19 protein-coding genes are annotated in these 18346 nt (G+C 74.0%); 12 read left to right on the forward strand and 7 right to left on the reverse strand.

Annotated elements, in window-relative coordinates:
* Positions 1-82 precede the first annotated feature (82 nt).
* Positions 83-1465, forward strand: a complete 1383-nt coding sequence (locus ACZ4SF_RS09650; protein ID WP_468380637.1) for a hypothetical protein — start codon at positions 83-85, stop codon at positions 1463-1465.
* A gap of 266 nt (positions 1466-1731) precedes the next feature.
* Here ACZ4SF_RS09650 and ACZ4SF_RS09655 read toward each other — a convergent pair whose 3' ends face one another.
* Entirely contained in the window at positions 1732-2589 is an 858-nt protein-coding gene (locus tag ACZ4SF_RS09655; protein WP_468380640.1) for a chaplin, read from the reverse strand.
* Positions 2516-2905, reverse strand: coding sequence for a protein kinase domain-containing protein (locus ACZ4SF_RS09660; protein ID WP_468380643.1), 390 nt, complete (start codon positions 2903-2905; stop codon positions 2516-2518). Before ACZ4SF_RS09660 ends, ACZ4SF_RS09655 begins: the two co-directional genes overlap by 74 nt.
* 235 nt (positions 2906-3140) lie before the next feature.
* Here ACZ4SF_RS09660 and ACZ4SF_RS09665 point away from each other — a divergent pair, with 235 nt between their 5' ends.
* From ACZ4SF_RS09665 to ACZ4SF_RS09675, 3 genes are all read left to right on the forward strand, one after another.
* Positions 3141-3698 carry a DUF2243 domain-containing protein gene (locus ACZ4SF_RS09665; RefSeq protein WP_468380646.1) on the forward strand — a complete coding sequence of 186 codons (558 nt, stop codon included), beginning with the start codon at positions 3141-3143 and terminating at the stop codon, positions 3696-3698.
* Positions 3698-4513: a cytochrome c oxidase assembly protein gene (locus tag ACZ4SF_RS09670; protein WP_468380649.1), complete on the forward strand. Its 816-nt coding sequence runs from the start codon at positions 3698-3700 to the stop codon at positions 4511-4513. Before ACZ4SF_RS09665 ends, ACZ4SF_RS09670 begins: the two co-directional genes overlap by 1 nt.
* Positions 4514-4605: 92 nt before the next feature.
* Positions 4606-4953, forward strand: a complete 348-nt coding sequence (locus tag ACZ4SF_RS09675) for a tetratricopeptide repeat protein (protein ID WP_468382435.1) — start codon at positions 4606-4608, stop codon at positions 4951-4953.
* 166 nt (positions 4954-5119) lie between these two features.
* On the opposite strand, the gene ACZ4SF_RS09680 is transcribed toward ACZ4SF_RS09675, so the two are convergent.
* Positions 5120-6520: a PepSY-associated TM helix domain-containing protein gene (locus tag ACZ4SF_RS09680; protein WP_468380652.1), complete on the reverse strand. Its 1401-nt coding sequence runs from the start codon at positions 6518-6520 to the stop codon at positions 5120-5122.
* Positions 6521-6673: 153 nt separating this feature from the next.
* Between ACZ4SF_RS09680 and ACZ4SF_RS09685 the strand changes: the two genes are divergently transcribed.
* The gene (locus tag ACZ4SF_RS09685) at positions 6674-7318 is read left to right on the forward strand and encodes a peptide deformylase (protein ID WP_468380654.1); all 645 of its coding nucleotides are present in this window, start codon (positions 6674-6676) and stop codon (positions 7316-7318) included.
* 8 nt (positions 7319-7326) lie between these two features.
* Here the strand turns inward: ACZ4SF_RS09685 and ACZ4SF_RS09690 are convergent, their stop codons facing one another.
* The gene (locus tag ACZ4SF_RS09690) at positions 7327-8757 is read right to left on the reverse strand and encodes a dihydrolipoyl dehydrogenase family protein (RefSeq protein WP_468380657.1); all 1431 of its coding nucleotides are present in this window, start codon (positions 8755-8757) and stop codon (positions 7327-7329) included.
* A gap of 142 nt (positions 8758-8899) precedes the next feature.
* On the opposite strand from ACZ4SF_RS09690, the gene trxA reads away from it, so the two are divergent.
* Positions 8900-9316, forward strand: a complete 417-nt coding sequence (gene trxA, locus ACZ4SF_RS09695) for a thioredoxin (protein WP_468380659.1) — start codon at positions 8900-8902, stop codon at positions 9314-9316.
* Between the two features lie 31 nt (positions 9317-9347).
* Here trxA and ACZ4SF_RS09700 read toward each other — a convergent pair whose 3' ends face one another.
* The gene (locus ACZ4SF_RS09700; protein ID WP_468380662.1) at positions 9348-10361 is read right to left on the reverse strand and encodes a LacI family DNA-binding transcriptional regulator; all 1014 of its coding nucleotides are present in this window, start codon (positions 10359-10361) and stop codon (positions 9348-9350) included.
* A 179-nt stretch (positions 10362-10540) separates the two neighbouring features.
* Positions 10541-11218 (reverse strand): TetR/AcrR family transcriptional regulator, encoded by a 678-nt coding sequence (locus tag ACZ4SF_RS09705; protein ID WP_468380665.1) that lies wholly within the window; start codon positions 11216-11218, stop codon positions 10541-10543.
* Positions 11219-11317: 99 nt separating this feature from the next.
* Here ACZ4SF_RS09705 and ACZ4SF_RS09710 point away from each other — a divergent pair, with 99 nt between their 5' ends.
* From ACZ4SF_RS09710 to ACZ4SF_RS09735, 6 genes are all read left to right on the forward strand, one after another.
* Positions 11318-11881 (forward strand): NAD(P)H-dependent oxidoreductase, encoded by a 564-nt coding sequence (locus ACZ4SF_RS09710; RefSeq protein ID WP_468380667.1) that lies wholly within the window; start codon positions 11318-11320, stop codon positions 11879-11881.
* 393 nt (positions 11882-12274) lie between these two features.
* On the forward strand, positions 12275-13240 hold the full coding sequence (locus ACZ4SF_RS09715) for an alpha/beta hydrolase (protein ID WP_468380670.1): 966 nt from the start codon (positions 12275-12277) through the stop codon (positions 13238-13240).
* 116 nt (positions 13241-13356) lie between these two features.
* Positions 13357-14781: an amidase gene (locus ACZ4SF_RS09720; protein ID WP_468380673.1), complete on the forward strand. Its 1425-nt coding sequence runs from the start codon at positions 13357-13359 to the stop codon at positions 14779-14781.
* A gap of 26 nt (positions 14782-14807) precedes the next feature.
* Positions 14808-15026 carry a hypothetical protein gene (locus tag ACZ4SF_RS09725; RefSeq protein WP_468380675.1) on the forward strand — a complete coding sequence of 73 codons (219 nt, stop codon included), beginning with the start codon at positions 14808-14810 and terminating at the stop codon, positions 15024-15026.
* Positions 15027-15158: 132 nt separating this feature from the next.
* On the forward strand, positions 15159-16646 hold the full coding sequence (locus tag ACZ4SF_RS09730; protein ID WP_468380678.1) for an SPFH domain-containing protein: 1488 nt from the start codon (positions 15159-15161) through the stop codon (positions 16644-16646).
* Between the two features lie 198 nt (positions 16647-16844).
* Positions 16845-17315, forward strand: a complete 471-nt coding sequence (locus ACZ4SF_RS09735; RefSeq protein WP_468380681.1) for a type II toxin-antitoxin system PemK/MazF family toxin — start codon at positions 16845-16847, stop codon at positions 17313-17315.
* A gap of 119 nt (positions 17316-17434) precedes the next feature.
* Here the strand turns inward: ACZ4SF_RS09735 and ACZ4SF_RS09740 are convergent, their stop codons facing one another.
* Positions 17435-18319: a TIGR02452 family protein gene (locus tag ACZ4SF_RS09740; protein ID WP_468380684.1), complete on the reverse strand. Its 885-nt coding sequence runs from the start codon at positions 18317-18319 to the stop codon at positions 17435-17437.
* Between the last annotated feature and the right edge of the window lie 27 nt (positions 18320-18346).

An 18346-nucleotide genomic window follows, 5' to 3' on the forward strand; every position in this document is an offset into this window, starting at 1 on the left:
AGCGGTGCGCGACCCATGACGAAACGCTGACGTCGGGCCGCCGGTCCGTTCCTTCCCCCGGACGCCGACCTAGCGTTCCGGTGTGACCCAGCCTTCCCTCCGTGACCGGTGTCCCGGCCCGCGCCTCCGTGACCGGTGTGCCGTCCCGTGCGCCGACCTCTGTGCCGCTGCTGCCGCCGCCCTGCTCGTCCTCGTCGCCGTGCTCGTGGGCCGGCACATCCAGGACGCCCACCGCACGCTGTTCGTCCACTGGCCGCCCCTGTTCGCCGAGTGGGACCCGCACGTGGGTCCGGGCACGGCGGCCGCGGTGCTGGTGGCGGCCGGCGTGGTGGCGTACGGGCCGGCCCTCGCCGCGCGGCTGCCGTGGCGGGGGCTGCTGCTCGCGGCCTGGGGCACGGCCCTGGCCTGGACATGGTCACTGGCGCTGGCCGACGGCTGGCAGCGGGGCGTGGCCGGCCGGCTCACCAGCCGCAACGAGTACCTCACGGTCGTCGGCCGCTTCTCCGACATTCCGGCCGCCCTGCGCGACTTCACCCACCACATCGTGAGCGGCTCCCCCGATCCCTGGCCCGCGCACATCGCCGGACATCCCCCGGCGGCCACCCTCACCTTCGTCCTCCTGGACCGGGCCGGCCTGGGCGGCGGCGGCTGGGCCGGCGCGTGGTGCATCACCGTCGGGGCGACCGCCTGTGCGGCGGTGCTGGTGACGGTGCGGGCCGTGGCCGACGAGACCCTGGCCCGGCGGGCGGCGCCCTTCCTGGCGATGGCGCCGGCCGCCGTGTGGGTGGGCGCATCGGCCGACGGGTACTTCGCGGCGGTCGCCGCCTGGTCCGTGGCGTTGCTGGCCCTCGCGGTGACCGGACGGTCCGTGGCCTGGGCGGCGGGCAGCGGCCTCCTGTTCGGCCTGACCTGCTCTCTCTCGTACGGCCTCACGCTCTTCGCGCTGATCGGCGCGGCGGTGCTGTGGGCGGGCAGGCGCCGGGTCCGCGAGCGACCGGTGCTGCTGCTCCTGTTCCTGGCCGGGGCGGCGGTCGTGCCGGTGGCGTTCGCGTGCGCCGGGTTCGACTGGTGGGAGGGGTACCGGCTGCTGGTCACGCGCTACTACCAGGGAGTCGGCGGCACCCGCCCGTACGGCTACTGGGTGTGGGCCAACCTGGCCTGCACGGTGCTGATCACCGGCCTGGCCACGGCGGCGGGGCTGCGGCGGGCCGCAGTGGTGCTCGCCCGCCGCCGCACGGTTCCCGCGGCCGAGGCCCGGTGCGTGCTGCTGGTGACGGCGGCCCTGCTCGCCCTGCTGATCGCGGATCTGTCCGGGATGAGCAAGGCGGAGACGGAGCGCATCTGGCTGCCGTTCGCGATGTGGCTGCTCCCGGTCTGCGCGCTCCTGCCCCGGCCGCGGGTCTGGCTCACGGCGCAGGCGGTGCTCGCGCTCCTGCTCAACCACCTGCTGTTCACCGGGTGGTGAAACCGTCGGCTGTCAGAGTGGTCGCTCCGGTCCCGTCATGCGGCGCGTCCGCGAGGACGGGGGCCGCCGCAGCCGTCCGCGGACGGGCTGGGCGGTTGTGCTGCGACGCCCGCGCCGGCCGGACCACGGTCAGCGCCTGCCGCGCCCGCCGCGAGACCACGGGCTGACACGGTCCGCCGCGGCCACGGCCCGTGGCGCAGCGGGCCGTGGCCGGTCCGGTACGTCGGCGCACGGCCGCCCCGCGACTGCCGGCGGGGCGGCCGGGATCAGCCTTCCCGGCCGGTCGCGCCCGAGCGGAAGCGCCGGTACAGCATGATGCCGCTCGCCAGCGACGCCAGGCTCGCACCGGCAGCCACCCAGGTGCCGTCCGCTCCGGTGTGCGCGAGCGTGCCGGGCATCTGCGTCCGCACCATGGGAGAAGTCGGCTCCGGAGCCGGCCGGCTCACCTGCGGCTCGGGCTTGACGGGAGGCTTGGAGCGGGTCGGCGGCGTGGGCGGCTTCGGGGACGGCGTGGCACGGACGGGTTCGTCGGGCCGGTCCGACGTGTTGACGGACGTGTTGCCGACCACGGGATTGCCGATGCCCACCACGTTCACACTGTTGCCGCTGACGTTCACGGGCACGTCGACCGGAAGCTGGATCCCGTTGCCGGAGATGACGCCCGGCGAGCCCTGCTCCGTGCTGGTGGCGGTGGCCCCGGCCGACGCCTTGGTCGGCTGCTCCTTCCCGGCGTGGCCGCCCTGGTTGGCGCAGCGGTTGGCCACGGCGGGGTTGAGCAGCCCCACGACGTTCACGGTGTTCCCGCACACACTCACCGGGACGTGCACCGGCAACTGGATGCCATTGCCGGAGATCAGCCCGGGCGAGCCGCCCGCGGCACCGTCCGCGGTGGAATCGGCGTGCACCGGCCCCGCCACTGCCATCGCCCCCGAGGCGGCGGCAACGGCGATCAAACTGTTTCGGGTAGCCCGCTTCATCGGTTCCCTGCCTTCCAGATACGGTCGCGGGTACTCACCCGCAGCCGGTGAAACGCAGAACAAACCGTTCAAGTTATGGCTTTTCAGCCTTTCGCCTGATACCAGGGACGAACCTGGCGCGCCGAGCAGGGCCTTGGCGTCCGGCACGGTACGGCACGGATGCGCATCGTACGGCGCCGCCGGAGTGCCGGCGGACCGGGCGGGCGTCCGGCGCCGGGGCCGATGACGGTCGTCGCGCGCTCGGCCATCCGCTGCGCCCGGGGCGCCGGAGTGCGGCCCGGGGGCAGGCGTGGACGGCCTGCAGGAATCCGGCGATCCCGAAGTCGACGACTTTCACGTGGTCGTCGGGGGTGAGCATCACGTTGTGCGGCTTGATGTCGTAGTGGACGACCCGCGCCCGGTGCGCGGCGATGAGCGCGGCGCATACCCCTTCCGCGATCGCCAGTGCGTCGCCGGGCTCCATGGGCGCCTCGGCCCGGATCCGCTCGCCGGGAGGGGTGCCGCCGGCTTTCTCCTTCCTCCGGCCGTGTAACCACGTGTGACCAGGGCGGCACCCGGAGTCGGACAGGTTCACCCGTTCCCCGCCACTCACACATGGCCGGGCGTGCCGCAGCGGTGGAGCCGGTGAGCTGATAGGTCTCGGTAGTCAGCCTGATCGACCAGGGAACCGACCGCGCGATCGACCGAGACGAGGAGCGATGGCAACCACCGTGCGCGACACCCGTGCCATGACGGCACCCGCCAGTCTCCAACTGCCCGGGATACTGCTGGGGGTGGGGCTCGGCGGATTCCTCGACGGCATCCTGCTCCACCAGCTCCTGCGGTGGCATCACATGCTCACCAGCACCGATCACGACCGCATCGGTGTGAAGTACTACGACCCGCACACCGTTTCCGGGCTGCAGATGAACACCCTGTGGGACGGCGTCTTCCACACCGTGTGCTGGCTCGCCGTCCTCGGTGGACTCGCCGTCCTGTACGCCCGGGTGACCACCGGCCGGCGCCAGGTGTGGGCGTCCCGGGTGCTGTGGGGCTGGATCCTGGCGGGGTGGGGTCTGTTCAACCTCGTCGAGGGCGTGCTGGACCATCACGTCCTCGGGATCCACCACGTGCACGGCGGGCGGTACCAACTCTGGTGGGACATCGGCTTCCTCGTCCTCGGTGCGCTGCTGCTGGCCGGCGGCGGGCTCCTGCGGCGCAGTGGACGGTCCTTCGATCCGGCGGCTCGCGCCGGACGGACGGGACACGCCCGCTGATGGGCCACGGCACGATGCCCATGCATCACCACGAGAGCGGCGGCGCGCCGGAGATCCTGCTGCCGCTGCTGCCCCTGCTGCTGTGCGCCGGCGGCTATCTGCTGCTGGCGCACCGGGCGAACCGCAGGAATCCGGCACGGGCCTGGAACCCCTGGCGTACCGTCAGTTTCACCGCGGGCCTGGCCCTTCTCGCGGCGGCGCTGCTGCCGCCCCTCGCGCCCTTCGCGCACCACGACTTCCGCGGTCACATGACCCAGCACCTGCTCATCGGCATGTACGCCCCGCCGGCACTGGTGCTCGGCGCCCCGGTCACCCTGCTCCTGCGGACGCTTCCCGCGTCTCGTGCCCGCCGCGTCACCGCCGTCCTGCACAGCGGCCCGGCCCACCTGCTCACCCGTCCGGCCGTCGCCCTGCTGCTGTCCACGGGCAGCCTCCCGGTCCTGTACTTCACCCCGCTCCACGACTCCGTCATGGCCCACCCTGCCGGATACTGGCTGCTGCACGCGCACTTCCTGCTGTCGGGGTGCCTGTTCGCGCACTCCGTCGCCGGCCCGGACCCGGCCCCGGCCCGCCCCGGGGTGCGGGTCCGGCTGGTCTGTCTGGGGTGCGCCATCGCGGTGCACGCGGTGGTCGCACAGCTGATGTACGGCGGATTCTGGGTGCATGTCCACGCTCCGGTGCCCGAGGTCCAGGGCGGCGCCGAGATCATGTACTACGGCGGTGACATCGCCGAGCTGCTGCTCGCGGCGGCCCTCGTCACCACCTGGCGTCCGGAGCGCCGCGCGATCGCGAAACCCGCGCCCGCTCCTTCGTAGCCGTGCACGCAGCCGGCCGCCCAAAGGTGGTGGAATATTGAACAATCGCGTCCCGTTGTGGCCGTCGAAGGAGGTCACGAGTGGAGACGCAGGTGGAGAGCACGTACTACGGCCACGGCACCGCCGCCGAGCGCTGGGAGCGCGCGCAGTCGTTCTTCGGCGCGAAGGACTACGCGGGTGCGGCGCGGGTGCTGGCCGGGCTGGTCGAGGAGGTGCCCGAGCAGACCGGGCCCCGGCTGCTGCTGGCCCGCGCCTACTACCACTCGGCCCAGCTGAGCCGCGCCGAGGCCGAGCTGCGGGTCATCGTGGAGCGGGATCCGGTGGAGCACTACGCCCGGCTGATGCTGGGCCGTACGCTCCAGCGGCAGGCCCGGCACGAGGAGGCGGAGCCGCACCTGCGGATCGCCTCGGCACTCGCGGGCGACTTCCCCGAGGAATGAGCCCGCGGGGACGAGCCGCCGGTTCCGCCCGGGTGAGGCCGCCGGAGTCAGCCGTCGCGGCGTGGGGCCCGGTCCCTGGCGGGGACCGGGCCCCCTCGGTCTTCTCGACCGCCGGTGTCCGTGCCCGTGATGTCGGGCAGGACTCGCAGCACCCGTCGGTCCTCGGTCACTTCACACCGGTGGCACTCCCGGGGCCGCGACGCCCGCGCCGGTACGCGATCTCGCCGAGGACGATGTCGACGGCGAGGAATCCGGCCAGCGGGATGCCGAGCAGCGGCACGAACCAGCCGAGCACCGCGACGGCCGCAAGGGCCGGTACGAGGACGTGGGGCGGCACCTCGGCCCAGGCCCCGCGCGGGATCGGGCGCCCGAAGGCGGAACCCCGGCCGCGCTGCCACCACATGCGGTAGCCCCAGAGGATGAGCAGGACGAGGGCCAGCGCCAGCAGGGCGAGGGCGATCTGGTTGCCGAGGCCGAACAGGACACCGGTGTGCAGGTCGATGCCCCAGCGGGTGAGCTTGGCGAGCACCGGGTGGTCGGCGAACCGCAGCTCGTCGGTGACCTGGCCGGTGGCCGGGTCGACGGCGACGGAGTCGGCCTTCGTGGGCCAGCTGCGCTGGACCTGCTTGACGACGTAGGCGCTGTTCGCGTCCGCGGGCGGCACGATCTCCACGGGGTCGCCGAGGCCCTTGGCCCGGGCCGCCGCGAGAACCTTGTCCAGGCCCACGCCGTGCTCGGCCGTGCCGCCGCTGCCCGCGGCCGTGCCGTGACCCGCGTGCTCGCCGCCGGCCACGGCCGCCGATATGGACGGGGTGGCCTGGCCGAGCGAGGTGCGCAGCTCGTCGATGTTGGCGCCCGCGTATGCCGACCAGGTCAGTCCGGTCGCGGACAGGAACAGGAACCCGGCGGCGGTCCAGACGCCGACCGTGCCGTGCAGGCCGAGGGTGCGGCGCCGGCCGCTGGTGCCGCGGACCCTGCGCAGGGCGCGGCGCCGGGAGTACCACAGCACCAGGCCGCCGCCCGCGATGACCCACAGCCAGCTCGCGGCCAGCTCGCTGTAGAGCCGGCCGGTCTCGCCGAGGTGCAGATCGCGGTGCAGCTCGTCGATCCAGGTGCGCAGCGGCAGCGCACCGGTGGAGCCGTACTGTTCGAGCGCCCCGCGGACCTTGCCGGTGTACGGGTCGACGAACACGGCGAGGGTGTGCTCGGGGTCGACGCCCTCGACGCCGGAGAGCAGCACCCTGGTGGTGGCACCGGCCTCGGGGGACGGGCGTACGGCCGCGACGGTCCCCTCGGGGTGGGCCTTGCGGGCGGCGGCCACCTGGGCGGAGACGGGCAGTTCGCGCGTCCCGACGGGAACGGTCAGCTCATGGTCGTACACGAGCTTCTCGGCCTGGAAGGAGCCCGCGTACAGCAGGCCGGTGACGGCGGCGATCAGCAGGAAGGGTGCGATCAGCACGCCGGCGTAGAAGTGCAGGCGCAGCACGAGGGGGCGCAGGGTGGCCCAGCGGCTGCGAGCGGCGGGGCGGGACGCCTCGGCCGGGGTGGCCGGGGGAGCGGTCGTCATCGGGGGGTGTCTCCGGGGACTCGGTGTGGTGAGCGGACCATCGGCGCGGAGGCGATGGCGGTCCAGTAGTCGGACCGCGAAGGGGCTGAGTTCCCCGGGGTGTTGGTGACGTGTGCCACAGGTAGGGGCGGGGGCGCGTGGCATGCTGACGCGATGGCACCTCCCCGTGATGACACTCCGCTCGCCGAGCGGGTCGAGGAACTCCTCGCCACCGGCGGCCCCTTGCCCATCGTCGCGGCCGGCCGGCCGGTGCTGCGGCGCGGCACCGAGCCGTACGACGGTCAGCTGGGACCTGCGCTGCTGGCCCGGTTCGTCGAGGCCCTGCGCGTCACCATGCACGCGGCACCCGGCGTGGGTCTCGCCGCTCCACAGGTCGGCGTGGAGCTGCGGATCGCGGTCATCGAGGACCCGGCGCCGGTGCCGGAGGAGGTCGCCCGGGCGCGCGGCCGGGTCCCGCAGCCGTTCCGGGTGCTGGTCAACCCGGTGTACGAGCCGGTCGGCCGGGCCCGGGCCGCGTTCTTCGAGGGGTGTCTGAGCGTGCCGGGCTGGCAGGCGGTGGTGGCCCGGCACGCCGAGGTGCGGCTGCAGGGCACGGACGAGCACGGCCGCGCGCTGGACGAGGTGTTCACCGGGTGGCCGGCCCGGATCGTCCAGCACGAGACGGACCACCTCGACGGCACGCTGTACCTGGACCGCGCGGAACTGCGCTCCCTGTCGACCAACGAGGCGGTGGCGGCCCTGTGGGCCCAGCCGGCGCCGGAGGCGGCGGCCGAGGCCCTGGGCTTCGATCTGCCCTGATCCGTGGCTCAGTTGTCCCGGTACGCCTCCAGGAGCCGCAGCCACACCTCGCTGAGCGTCGGGTACGACGGGACCGCGTGCCAGAGCCGGCCGACCGGGACGCGTCCCGCGACCGCGATGGTGGCCGAGTGGATGAGTTCGCCGACGCCGGGGCCGACGAAGGTGACCCCGCGCAGGATCTCGTCCTCCAGGTCCACGACCATGCGGGCCCGGCCCTTGTAGCCGTCGCCGTACAGGCCCGCGCCCGCGACGGAGGCGAACTCGACGTCGACGGCGCGGACGCGGTGGCCGGCCTGTTCCGCCTCGGCGAGGGAGAGACCCACGGCGGCGGCCTCGGGGTCGGTGAAGACGACCTGCGGTACGGCGTGGTGGTCGGCAGTGGCCACGTGGGCTCCCCACGGCTCGTCCAGCTGGGGGGTGCCGGCGGCGCGGGCGGCGATCGCGGCGCCGGCGATCCGCGCCTGGTACTTGCCCTGGTGGGTGAGGAGGGCCCGGTGGTTGACGTCGCCGACCGCGTACAGCCAGTCGGTGCCGGTGACGAGGAGGCTGTCGTCCACATCGAGCCAGGAGCCGGGCTCCAGGCCGACGGTGTCCAGGCCGATGTCGTCGGTGTGCGGGACACGCCCCGTGGCGAAGAGGATCTCGTCGGCCTCGATACGGTCGCCGGTGCCGGTGACGGCCACGACCGTGCCGTTCTCGCGGGTGACGGACTCGACCGTGGTGCCGGTGCGGACGTCGACGCCCGCCTCGCCGAGGGCCTCGGCGACCAGTTCCCCGGCGAACGGCTCCATGCGATTCAGCAGGCCCTTGCCGCGGACCAGCAGGGTGACCCGCGAGCCCAGCGCCTGCCAGGCGGTGGCCATCTCGGTGGCGACGACGCCGCCGCCGACGACGACCAGCCGGCCGGGGGCCGCCTGGGCGCTGGTCGCCTCGCGGCTCGTCCAGGGTTTCACCTCGGCGAGTCCGGGCAGGTCGGGCAGCTGGGCGCGGGTGCCGGTGGAGACGGCGACGGCGTGCCGGGCGGTGAGCGTGGTGACCGTGCCGTCGGGGCCGGTGACGGTCACGGTGCGGGGTCCGGCCAGCCGGCCCTGACCGCGGTACAGGTCGGCGCCCGTCCCCTCCAGCCAGGCGACCTGGCCGGCGTCCTTCCAGTGGGAGGTGTACTCGTCCCGCCGGGCCAGCACGGCCGGTGTATCCAGCGGGCCCTGCACGGCCTGCGCGAGACCGGGCAGGCGGCGGGCGTCGGCCTGGGTGATCACCGGCCTGAGGAGGGCCTTGCTGGGCATGCAGGCCCAGTAGGAGCACTCGCCGCCGAGCAGTTCGCTCTCCACGACCGCGGTGGTGAGACCGGCCGCGCGGGTGCGGTCCGCGACGTTCTCCCCCACCGGACCGCCACCGAGCACCACGACGTCGTACACGTTGGATTCCGTTTCCGTCATGGGGCCAGTCTGGTGGGTGGTGTGCGCACCGGCCACAGGGGTACGCGCGCGGAACGCCGGCGGACGCAGGTGGAATAGGTGCCCCGGCGGCCGTGTTTCCGCCGTCGGCACACTCCCTACACCAGGAAGCGGGAATCACGCCATGAGCAGCACCGTGGAGCTGACCAAGGAGAACTTCGACCAGATGGTCTCCGAGAACGAGTTCGTTCTCATCGACTTCTGGGCGACCTGGTGCGGGCCGTGCCGGCAGTTCGCGCCCGTGTACGAGAAGGCGGCCCAGGACAACCCCGACCTGGTGTTCGGCAAGGTGGACACCGAGGCACAGCCGGAGCTGGCCGCGGCCTTCGGGATCCAGTCGATCCCGACGCTGATGATCGTCCGTGACCAGGTGGCGGTCTTCGCCCAGCCGGGCGCCCTGCCCGCGCCGGTCCTGGAGGACCTCATCGGGCAGGCCCGCAACCTCGACATGGACGAGGTCCGCAAGAGCATCGCCGACCAGCAGGGGCAGGAGCAGCAGGGGCAGCACGGGCAGGAGCAGCAGGAGCAGGAACAGCGGTAGGAGCAGGAGCGCGTGCGGGCGCGGGGCCGGTTCAGGTGGACTCGCGCCGGACCACCGAGGCGCCCAGCACGGCGTGCACCTCGGGCTCCGCTCCGGGGTCGCGCACGGCACGGTCGACCAGTTCGGCGAGGTCGCGGCCCGAGGGCAGCGCGATGTGGACGGTGCTGAGCCGGGGCCGCAGCAGCCGGCCGAGCATCAGGTCGTCGGCGCCGATCAGGGCCACGTCCTCAGGGATGCGCACCCCCTCGTCCTGAAGGGCGCGCATCAGCAGCATGGCGTATTCGTCGTTGTAGGCGAACACCGCGTCCAGGCCCGTCCCGGGCCACCGGGCGGCCAGTTCGGCGGCGGCCTCCTCGGTGTAGGCGAGCGGCAGCTCCGTCACGGTCGCGTCCGTACCGTGCAGGGCCTGGCGGACCCCGGCGAGCCGGGGCCGCGAGTAGAGCTCCAGACCCGGTTCCCCGGGTACGACGACACCGATACGGCGCCGGCCCCGGGCGAGGAGGTGGGCGCCCGCGCAGTGGCCGACGGCGTCGTGGTCCATCAGCAGGGCGTGCGCTCCGTCGACACGTTCCGGGCCGACGGTCACCACGGCCCGGGCGCCGGACCGCTTGAGGACCGCGACACCCTCCGGGCCGACGCCGGCTCCGGGCACCAGGACGGCGACCGGCCGCAACTCCGCCCAGGCGCGGGCGGCTTCGTCGCCCTGCAGGCCGACGCTGCCGTACTGGACGACGGTGTAGTCGAGACGGCCGAGCGCCCACTGGAGTTCGTTGAGGAACCTGCCGTAGAGGGGCCCGACCGGGACGGCCGGGGCGGGCATGAGGACGATGCGGCTGTGTCCGGCACGCAGGCTGCGGGCGGCGGCGTGCGGCACATAGCCCAGTTCCCGGGCAGCCTCGCGGACCCGCCGGCGCGTCGGTTCGCTGATCCGTACGGCACTGGTGTTGTTCAGGACGTAGGAGACGGTCGCGCGCGAGACGCCTGCCAGGCGGGCCACATCGGCACTCGTGGGCGTGTTCGGTATCTGCACCATGACAGACCGCATCTTGGCAGAGCCGCGGGGGCCGGGAACGGGCGGGGCGACCGGTGCACAGTGCACAGTGCTCAGCGGGGCGGCCGGGCGACGGACCCTGCCTCAGCGGGGTGGCCGGGCCCAGGACCTGATTCAGCGGGTGGCCGGGCCCAGGACCTGCCTCAGCGGGTGGCCGGGCCCAGGCCCCTGCCTCAGCGGGGCGGCCGGGCGCCGGTCACCCGGTCGACCAGGTCGATCCAGCCGGCCGCCAGCCGTTCCATCGGCATCCCGCGCTGCCGGGTGTGGTAGTGGATCAGCGCGGGGTCGAGCGAGGCCAGCAGCGTCTGGGCGAGCAGTTCGCAGTCGGCGTCCGGCACGATCTGCCGCAACAGCATGACGAGGTGGATGCGCAGGGCCTGGACCGCCGGATGGGAGAAGCGGCGGGTGGGCTCCGGCTGTGCGGCGAGCTGCAGGTCCAGCCGCTCGGCCGAGCGGTACAGCACCGCCGGGCCGAATGCCCGCAGCCGCTCCAGCGGCGGGGCGCCGGGTCCCAGTGGCGGGGGCCCGCCCAGGAAGTCGGCCTGAAGCTGCCGGTCGGAGTGGTCGAGCAAGGCCATCAGCAGCCCGGTGCGGTCACCGAACCGCCGGAACACCGTGCCCTTGCCCACCTTGGCCGCCGCGGCGACCGCCTCCATGGTGACCCCGGCCACCCCGTGCTCCGCGATCAGCCGGGCGGCGGCGTCCAGCAGCCGGGCCCGGTTGCGCGCCGCGTCGGCACGCAGACACGGCTCCTCGGGCGCCGTGCCGACCTCCAGCAACGGGGACACGTCAAGGGGTTTTTGAGGCGGAAAGGGCGGCAGGGCGCTGGACATGAAGACAGCGTAAAGCATCGGGAACAAAACTGGACCGCGGTCCGTTTACAGTGATACACATCTAACCGGACCCCGGTCCGGATCGTCACAGCGATGTTTCAGCCTCTTGGAGTTCCCATGTCTGTTCGCATCCTCGCGCTCGTCGGCAGCCTCCGCGCCGGTTCGCACAACCGTCAGCTCGCGGAGGCCGCCGTGAAGCTCGCGCCGGAGGGCGCGGAGGTCGAGCTCTTCGAGGGCCTGGCCGACGTGCCGTTCTACAACGAGGACATCGACGTCGAGGGCGACGTCCCGGCCGCCGCCGCGAAGCTGCGCGAGGCCGCCCAGGGCGCCGACGCCTTCCTGCTCTTCTCGCCCGAGTACAACGGCACCATCCCGGCCGTGCTGAAGAACGCCATCGACTGGCTGTCCCGCCCGTACGGCGCCGGCGCCTTCGGCGGCAAGCCCGTCGCCGTCGTCGGCACCGCCTTCGGCCAGTACGGCGGTGTGTGGGCCCAGGACGACACCCGCAAGGCCGTGGGCATCGCCGGCGGCAAGGTGATCGAGGACATCAAGCTGTCCATCCCCGGCTCCGTGACCCGCTTCGCCGAGACCCACCCGGTCGACGACGCCGAGGTCGCCGCCCAGCTGACCGAGGTCGTGGCCCGTCTGCACGGCAACGTGGGCGAGGCCGCCGCGGCCTGACCCCCACGGTCCCGCTCAGGGCCGGAGCCCGCTCGGGCTCCGGCCCTTTGCCGTGCCGCCGGCCGTGCGCGGACCGGCCCCGTGCCGGCCGGACGCCCGGAGCACTGCGCCGGTACACGCCCTCCGCCCTGGCGCCGGTCAGCCGGCGCCGGTAAGTCGCACTTCGTCCGCGACGGGGTAGGGGGGTCATGACCGCACACGGCGGTCCGTCGCCGGCGCGTGGCGCGGCACCGGACCGCCGGCCGGCACGGCAGCGTACGACCGTGGCCCCGCCACGGCCGTACGACGATCGCACCGCCACGGTGCCCGGCCGAGCCCTGCCACCGTGCCCGGCCGGGGCACCGGCCCGGCGCACGGCCGTCCGCCGGACGACGACTCACGGGAGGAGAAGCCATGCCCTTGGTCCCGCCACCGTTCGATCCGGAGCTCGCCACCGCACTGGAGCGGTTCCGGGGCGTGATCGAGCCCGGCTTCACCCTGGACGACCTCGATGCCGCCCGGGAGAGCACGGCCGTCGAGCTGTTCGACCTCACCCTGGACGGCGCGTTCGAGACGGAGGACCGTACGGTCCCCGGACCCGAGGGCGCCCCCGACGTGTCCCTTCTCCTGTGCCGTCCCGCCTCCGCCCCGGCCGCGGCCGCCCTGCCGGTGATCTACCACGTGCACGGCGGCGGCCTGGTGGCCGGCACCAACCGGGCCGGCGTGACCGAGCCCCTGGCCTGGGCGCGCGAACTGGGAGCGGTCGTCGTGTCGGTGGATTACCGGCTCGCGCCCGAACACCCGCACCCGGCCCCGGTCGAGGACGCGTACGCCGGACTGCTGTGGACCGCGGAGCACGCGAAAGAACTGGGCGCCGACCCGGACCGGATCGTGGTCGCGGGGGCCAGCGCGGGCGGCGGCCTCTGCGCGGCTCTCGCCCTGCTCGCCCGGGACCGGGAGGGCCCGCGTCTCAGCGGCCAGGTGCTCATGTCACCGATGCTGGACGACCGCAACGACACCGTCTCCAGCACCCAGATGGCCGGCCGGGGCGTCTGGGACCGGACCGCCAACGAGACCGCGTGGACCGCTCTGCTCGGTGACCGCCGCGGGGGCCCCGGCGTCTCCCCGTACGCGGCGCCCGCCCGCGCCGCCGACCTGCGCGGCCTGCCCCCGGCCTTCCTCGACGTCGGCTCGGCGGAGACCTTCCGGGACGAGGTGGTCGGCTACGCGTCACGCATCTGGCAGGCCGGCGGCGTGGCCGAGCTGCACGTCTGGCCGGGCGGCTGTCACGGCTTCGACACCCTCGTCCCCGAGGCGGCCCTGTCCCGCACGGCCCGGGCGGCACGCGCGGGATGGCTGCGGCGGCTGCTCGCGCAGTGAGGTCCGCCATGGTGCCGACTTCTTCGAGACACCTGTGCGAAAACCGTACGCCGACCCCGATCTGACGTTACCGTTCGGTAGACATCGTGCCCGGAGCCTCCCGGAGGTGCTCCCCCATGACGCCCGACCGTGCCGCAGGTCTCGCGGACACCCGACGTTCCCTCGCCGACGGGGAGGTGACCGCGGTTGCGCTGGTGGAGCAGGCGCTGACCCGGATCGAGGCCACACAGCCCTCGCTGAACGCCTTCCGGATCGTGCGCGCCGAAGCCGCGCTCGCCGAAGCGGAGGCCGCCGACCGCGAGTTGGCGGCCGGTGTGCGGCGTCCGCTGCTCGGGGTGCCGGTGGCGGTGAAGGACGACATGGACGTGGCGGGCGAGCCGACCGCGTTCGGCTGCGCGGGTGAATTTCCGCCGGTGGCCGCGGACGGGGAGGCGGTACGCCGGCTCCGTGCGGCCGGTGCCGTGATCATCGGCAAGACCAACACCTGTGAGCTGGGGCAGTGGCCGTTCACCGAGGGCCCGGCGTTCGGGGAGACCCGCAACCCCTGGCACACCGGGCACACGCCCGGCGGGTCCTCCGGCGGTTCGGCGGCCGCCGTCGCCGCGGGTCTCGTGCCGGCCGCACTCGGCTCGGACGGCGCCGGCTCGGTGCGCATCCCGGCCTCCTGGACCCATCTGATCGGCATCAAGCCGCAGCGCGGGCGGATCTCGACCTGGCCCTGGGGCGAGTCCTTCCAGGGCATCACGGTCAACGGCACCCTGGCCCGTACGGTCGCCGACGCGGCCCTGCTGCTGGACGCGGCGAGCGGCAACCACGACCGGGACCCGCACCGGCCGCCCGCGCTGACCGTCGCGGACGCGGTCGGCCGCGACCCGGGCCGGCTGCGCATCGCCCTGTCCCTGAAGCCGCCGTTCACCGCCGTACCGGCCCGGCTGCATCCGGAGATCCGGGCCCGGATCCTCGAACTGGCCGAGAAACTCGCGGGTCTGGGGCATGACGTCGAGGAGGCCGATCCGCCGTACGGCCAGATCGGGCTCACCTTCGTGCCGCGGGCCACCGCCGGGATCGCCGAGCGGGTCAGCGAGGCCCCCGACCCCGCCCTGCTCGACCCGCGCACCCGGGGCGCTGCCCGGCTCGGCCGGCTGCTCGCCGGGGCCCCGCTGCGGATCGCCCGGCGCGCCGAGGCCGTGCTGCACCGGCGGATCGGCGCGTTCTTCCGGTCGTACGACGTGATCCTCGCGCCGACGACGGCCGCTCCCCCGCCCCGGATCGGCGCCCTGTCCAAGCTGGGCGGGTTGGCCACGGACCGCGCGATGATCGCCGCATGCCCATACGCCTGGCCGTGGAACGTGCTGGGCTGGCCGGGCGTCAACGTGCCCGCCGGGTTCGCCGGTCCTGGTCTTCCGGTGGGTGCGCAGCTGCTTGGGCCGGCCAACAGCGAGCCCCTGCTGGTGTCGCTTGCCGCCCAGCTGGAGGCGGACCTGCGCTGGCACGAACGGTGGCCGCCGCAGCGGGCGGACGCGGACCGGCCGGCCGCGTGACGGTGTTCCGCCCGTAGTCTGTGGCCATGGGCGACGCGTCGATGGTCGGGCTGATGGGGCGGGTGACGGGGACGGTGGGGCCCGGTCTGGTGGGCGAGGTGATCGTGCGGGTGCGCGGGGGCGCGGAGCACTTCCTCGCCCACCCGGCCGACGGCACGTCCCGGATCACTGCGGGCACGGTGGTGATGGTGGTGGAGCACCTGCCGCCGCGGACCGTCTACGTCACGGCGGCGTACGACAGTTGAGCACGTGTACCCGCAGGTGGGCGGCGTGCGTCAAGATTGCAACAAGGTTTCGTCAGCGTCTTCACCCGGCGCCGGGGCAGGCGCACACTCCCTTCGTTCGGTGCCGAGAGGGCACCAATGCAAAGGGGGCGTATGCCGATGATGGTCGGCGTCGTTGCGGGGGCGGTCGTCGTTGCCGTCCTCGTGCTGATCGGTCTGTTCAAGATGATGTGGCGGGTCGCCGAGCCGAACGAGGCGCTCATCATCTCCGGGTCCAAGCACCGCACCGAGGGCATCGAGGAAGGTATGGGCTTCCGCATCGTCACCGGGCGGGGCACGCTCGTACTGCCCGGCGTGCAGGCGGTGCGCAAGCTGTCGCTGGACCTGAACGAGACCGAGCTGCAAGTGGACTGCGTGACGCACCAGGGCATTCCGCTGAAGGTGCGGGGCGTGGTCATCTTCAAGGTGGGCGACGACTTCGTGTCGATCGCTAACGCCGCCCGCCGTTTCCTGGACCAGCAGCGGCTGATGTCGGAGCGGGTGCACAACGTCTTCGCCGGTCATCTGCGGTCCATCGTGGGCGGGCTGACGGTCGAGGACATGATCCGCGACCGGGACAAGCTGACCGGTCAGACCCGGGCGGCCTGCGGCACGGAGATGGAGAAGCTGGGCCTGATCGTGGACTCGTTGCAGATCCACGAGATCGAGGACCCGACCGGCTACATCCAGAACCTGGCTATGCCGCACGCCGCGGCCGTCCAGCGGGACGCCCGCATCGCACAGGCGGAGGCGAACCGGCTGGCCACCGAGGCCGAACAGCAGTCGATGGCGCGGATGGCCGAGGCCACCCGGGACAGCGAGATCCTGCAGGCCGGCTACCAGGCCGAGCGGGACAAGGCCGCGGCGAAGGCCCAGCAGGCCGGCCCGCTGGCCGCGGCCGGTGCCCGGCAGGAGGTCGTCGTCCAGGAGACGCGGGTCGCCGAGCTGGAGGCGCACCGGCGTGAGCAGCAGCTCCAGGCGGACGTCCGCAAGCCGGCCGACGCCAGGGCCTACGAGACGCGGACGCTGGCCGAGGCCGAGCGCGATGCGCGGATCTCGGCGGCCGAGGCCCGGGCCAAGGAGACCGAGCTGGCGGCCGCGGCCGAGGCGACCCGGGTGAAGACCGCCGCGGGGGCCGAGGCCGAGGCGACGAAGACCCGGGGTACGGCGACCGCCGCCGCCACCCGGGCCACCGGTGAGGCCGAGGCCGCCGCTGCGCAGGCCAAGGGTCTGGCGGAGGCCGAGGCGACCCGGGCCCAGGGTCTGGCCGAGGCGGAGGCCATCAAGGCCCGGGCCGCGGCACTCGCCGAGAACCAGGAGGCGGTCGTCGCCCAGCAACTCGCCGAGAAGTGGCCGGAGATCGTCCAGGCGGGCGCGTCCGCGTTCGGCAACGTGGACAACATGGTGCTGCTCAACGGCGCCGACGGCATGGGCGAGTTGTTCGCGAAGGCTCTCACCATGGGCGGCACGGGTCTGGGTCTGGCCCGCAAGCTGCTCGCCACGATGGGCGAGAACGGACAGCCTGTGGACGGCACTTCGCCGTCCCTCAACGGGGTGGCCGCTCCCCCGCCGCAGAAGGTACGGGTGGATCAGGAGGGCTGACGGCGAGCGGTGCCGCAGGGCCGGGGTCCCTCACCAGGGGCCCCGGCCCTGCGTGCCGACGAGCCGCCCCCCTGTACCTGTACGTGACCGGCCTCGCGGCCCCCGGCGGCCGACCCCGCGGCACCCTGGCCGTCCCCGTGCAACCTATCTGCGGCAGCCGCCCGTTGCGCCCGGGGCTCGGCGCACTAGGGTGCCCCCGTGAGCACGTTCACCGCAGACAACGCCCCGGGCCGCAACGGTCCGCACGCCACCACCGAGGCCGACCCGCGCGAGGTCGGCCGGGTGCGCACCGAGTACTCCCCTGCCCACGACGGCGACCCGGACCCCGGCGAGATCGTGTGGACCTGGGTGCCGTTCGAGGAGAACGACGGCAGGGGCAAGGACCGCCCGGTCCTGGTCGTCGCCCGGGAGGCGGCGGGCACCTTCCTCGCCGTGCAGTTGTCCAGCAAGCGGCACGACGCCGGGCCCGCGGGCGGGGGAAGAGGCGCCCGGGCGTGGGTGGCGATCGGCAGCGGACCGTGGGACCGGTCGGGCCGGGACTCCTGGGTGGACGTGGACCGGGTACTCCGGCTGCACGAGGAGGGCATGCGCCGGGAGGCCTGCGCGCTGGACCGCATGCGGTTCGACCTGGTCCGCCGACGACTGCACGAGCGCTACGGCTGGACCTGACCGGCCCGCTGAAGCGATACGCCGACCGGACCGCACACCGAACCCGACCCGGCCGGACCCGCACCCCAAACCCGATCCGGCCGGCCCGCACGCCGGTGCAGGGCCGGGCCGCCGAGGTGCTACGCGCGGTCCGGGGAGGCGGCGCTCCGGGACTGGGAAAACGCCCGGGGTTGGGCGGCGGCAGCGCTCCGGGACTCGGGAAACGCCCGCACGAAGGCTTCCCGGACCGTGGCTCCCGGTGTCCGGTCCAGTACCCCGAACACCACGTGCTCGAAGGCGCCGGTGAACCTGCCGCCGGGTCCCAGCGCCGCCCGGAAGGCGCCCGCGACCTGCGCCGGGTCGTTCTGGAAGACGCCGCAACCCCAGGCGCCCAGGACCAGCCGGCGGTAGCCGTGGGCCGCGGCGGTCTCCAGGACGCGTTCGGCCCGTACCGCCAGGGCGCCGGGCAGCTCCGCGACCCGCTCCGGTGCCGTGCGCCGGATGACGCCCGCGTTGGGGGCGGCGGCCGTCAGGAAACCCGCCTGGAACGGCTCGGTCAGCAGCCGGCCCCGGTCGTCGCGGAAGACGGGGACGCCCGGGGAGTGGATCACCCGGTCCGTGTAGAACGCGTCGCGGTGGGCGCGGTGGTGGTCGTAGAAGGCGCGGGCCTCCAGCAGGCAGGTGTGCAGCGCGGAGGCGCGGCACAGGGCCTCCTCCTGGGCCTGGGCGCCGTTGAGATAGCCGCCGCCCGGGTTCCGGGCGGAGGCGAAGTTGAGGACGGCGACCGGGGCGTCGGCGAGCCGGCGGGCCGCCTCCAGGCTGCTCTCACCGGTGACCTCGATGACGGTGTCGCGCCCGGCTGCCGGCTCCACCGGCACCGGCGCGGGGCCGAACATCGCGGTGCCCGCCCGTGCGGCCTCGATCGCCTCCGCGACCGGCATCTCCCGGCCGTCCGGCGCCCGGTAGCGGCCCGCCGTCACGATCCGTTCCGTCTCGGCGGCGATCCCGCGCAGGCGCGCGCTCACGGCGCCACCCCCGTGGGCGCCGCGACC

This window comes from Streptomyces sp. NPDC027663 (genome assembly GCF_055566415.1).

Bases quoted from the DNA above. Each gene is read 5' to 3' on its own strand.
- ACZ4SF_RS09715 (WP_468380670.1), top strand. From the start codon at position 12,275: ATGCCCTTGGTCCCGCCACCGTTCGATCCGGAGCTCGCCACCGCACTG.
- ACZ4SF_RS09685 (WP_468380654.1), top strand. From the start codon at position 6,674: ATGGCACCTCCCCGTGATGACACTCCGCTCGCCGAGCGGGTCGAGGAA.
- ACZ4SF_RS09730 (WP_468380678.1), top strand. From the start codon at position 15,159: ATGCCGATGATGGTCGGCGTCGTTGCGGGGGCGGTCGTCGTTGCCGTC.
- ACZ4SF_RS09690 (WP_468380657.1), bottom strand. From the start codon at position 8,757: ATGACGGAAACGGAATCCAACGTGTACGACGTCGTGGTGCTCGGTGGC.
- ACZ4SF_RS09720 (WP_468380673.1), top strand. From the start codon at position 13,357: ATGACGCCCGACCGTGCCGCAGGTCTCGCGGACACCCGACGTTCCCTC.
- trxA (WP_468380659.1), top strand. From the start codon at position 8,900: ATGAGCAGCACCGTGGAGCTGACCAAGGAGAACTTCGACCAGATGGTC.
- ACZ4SF_RS09680 (WP_468380652.1), bottom strand. From the start codon at position 6,520: ATGACGACCGCTCCCCCGGCCACCCCGGCCGAGGCGTCCCGCCCCGCC.
- ACZ4SF_RS09660 (WP_468380643.1), bottom strand. From the start codon at position 2,905: ATGGAGCCCGGCGACGCACTGGCGATCGCGGAAGGGGTATGCGCCGCG.
- ACZ4SF_RS09670 (WP_468380649.1), top strand. From the start codon at position 3,698: ATGGGCCACGGCACGATGCCCATGCATCACCACGAGAGCGGCGGCGCG.
- ACZ4SF_RS09700 (WP_468380662.1), bottom strand. From the start codon at position 10,361: ATGCGGTCTGTCATGGTGCAGATACCGAACACGCCCACGAGTGCCGAT.
- ACZ4SF_RS09725 (WP_468380675.1), top strand. From the start codon at position 14,808: ATGGGCGACGCGTCGATGGTCGGGCTGATGGGGCGGGTGACGGGGACG.
- ACZ4SF_RS09710 (WP_468380667.1), top strand. From the start codon at position 11,318: ATGTCTGTTCGCATCCTCGCGCTCGTCGGCAGCCTCCGCGCCGGTTCG.
- ACZ4SF_RS09705 (WP_468380665.1), bottom strand. From the start codon at position 11,218: ATGCTTTACGCTGTCTTCATGTCCAGCGCCCTGCCGCCCTTTCCGCCT.
- ACZ4SF_RS09665 (WP_468380646.1), top strand. From the start codon at position 3,141: ATGGCAACCACCGTGCGCGACACCCGTGCCATGACGGCACCCGCCAGT.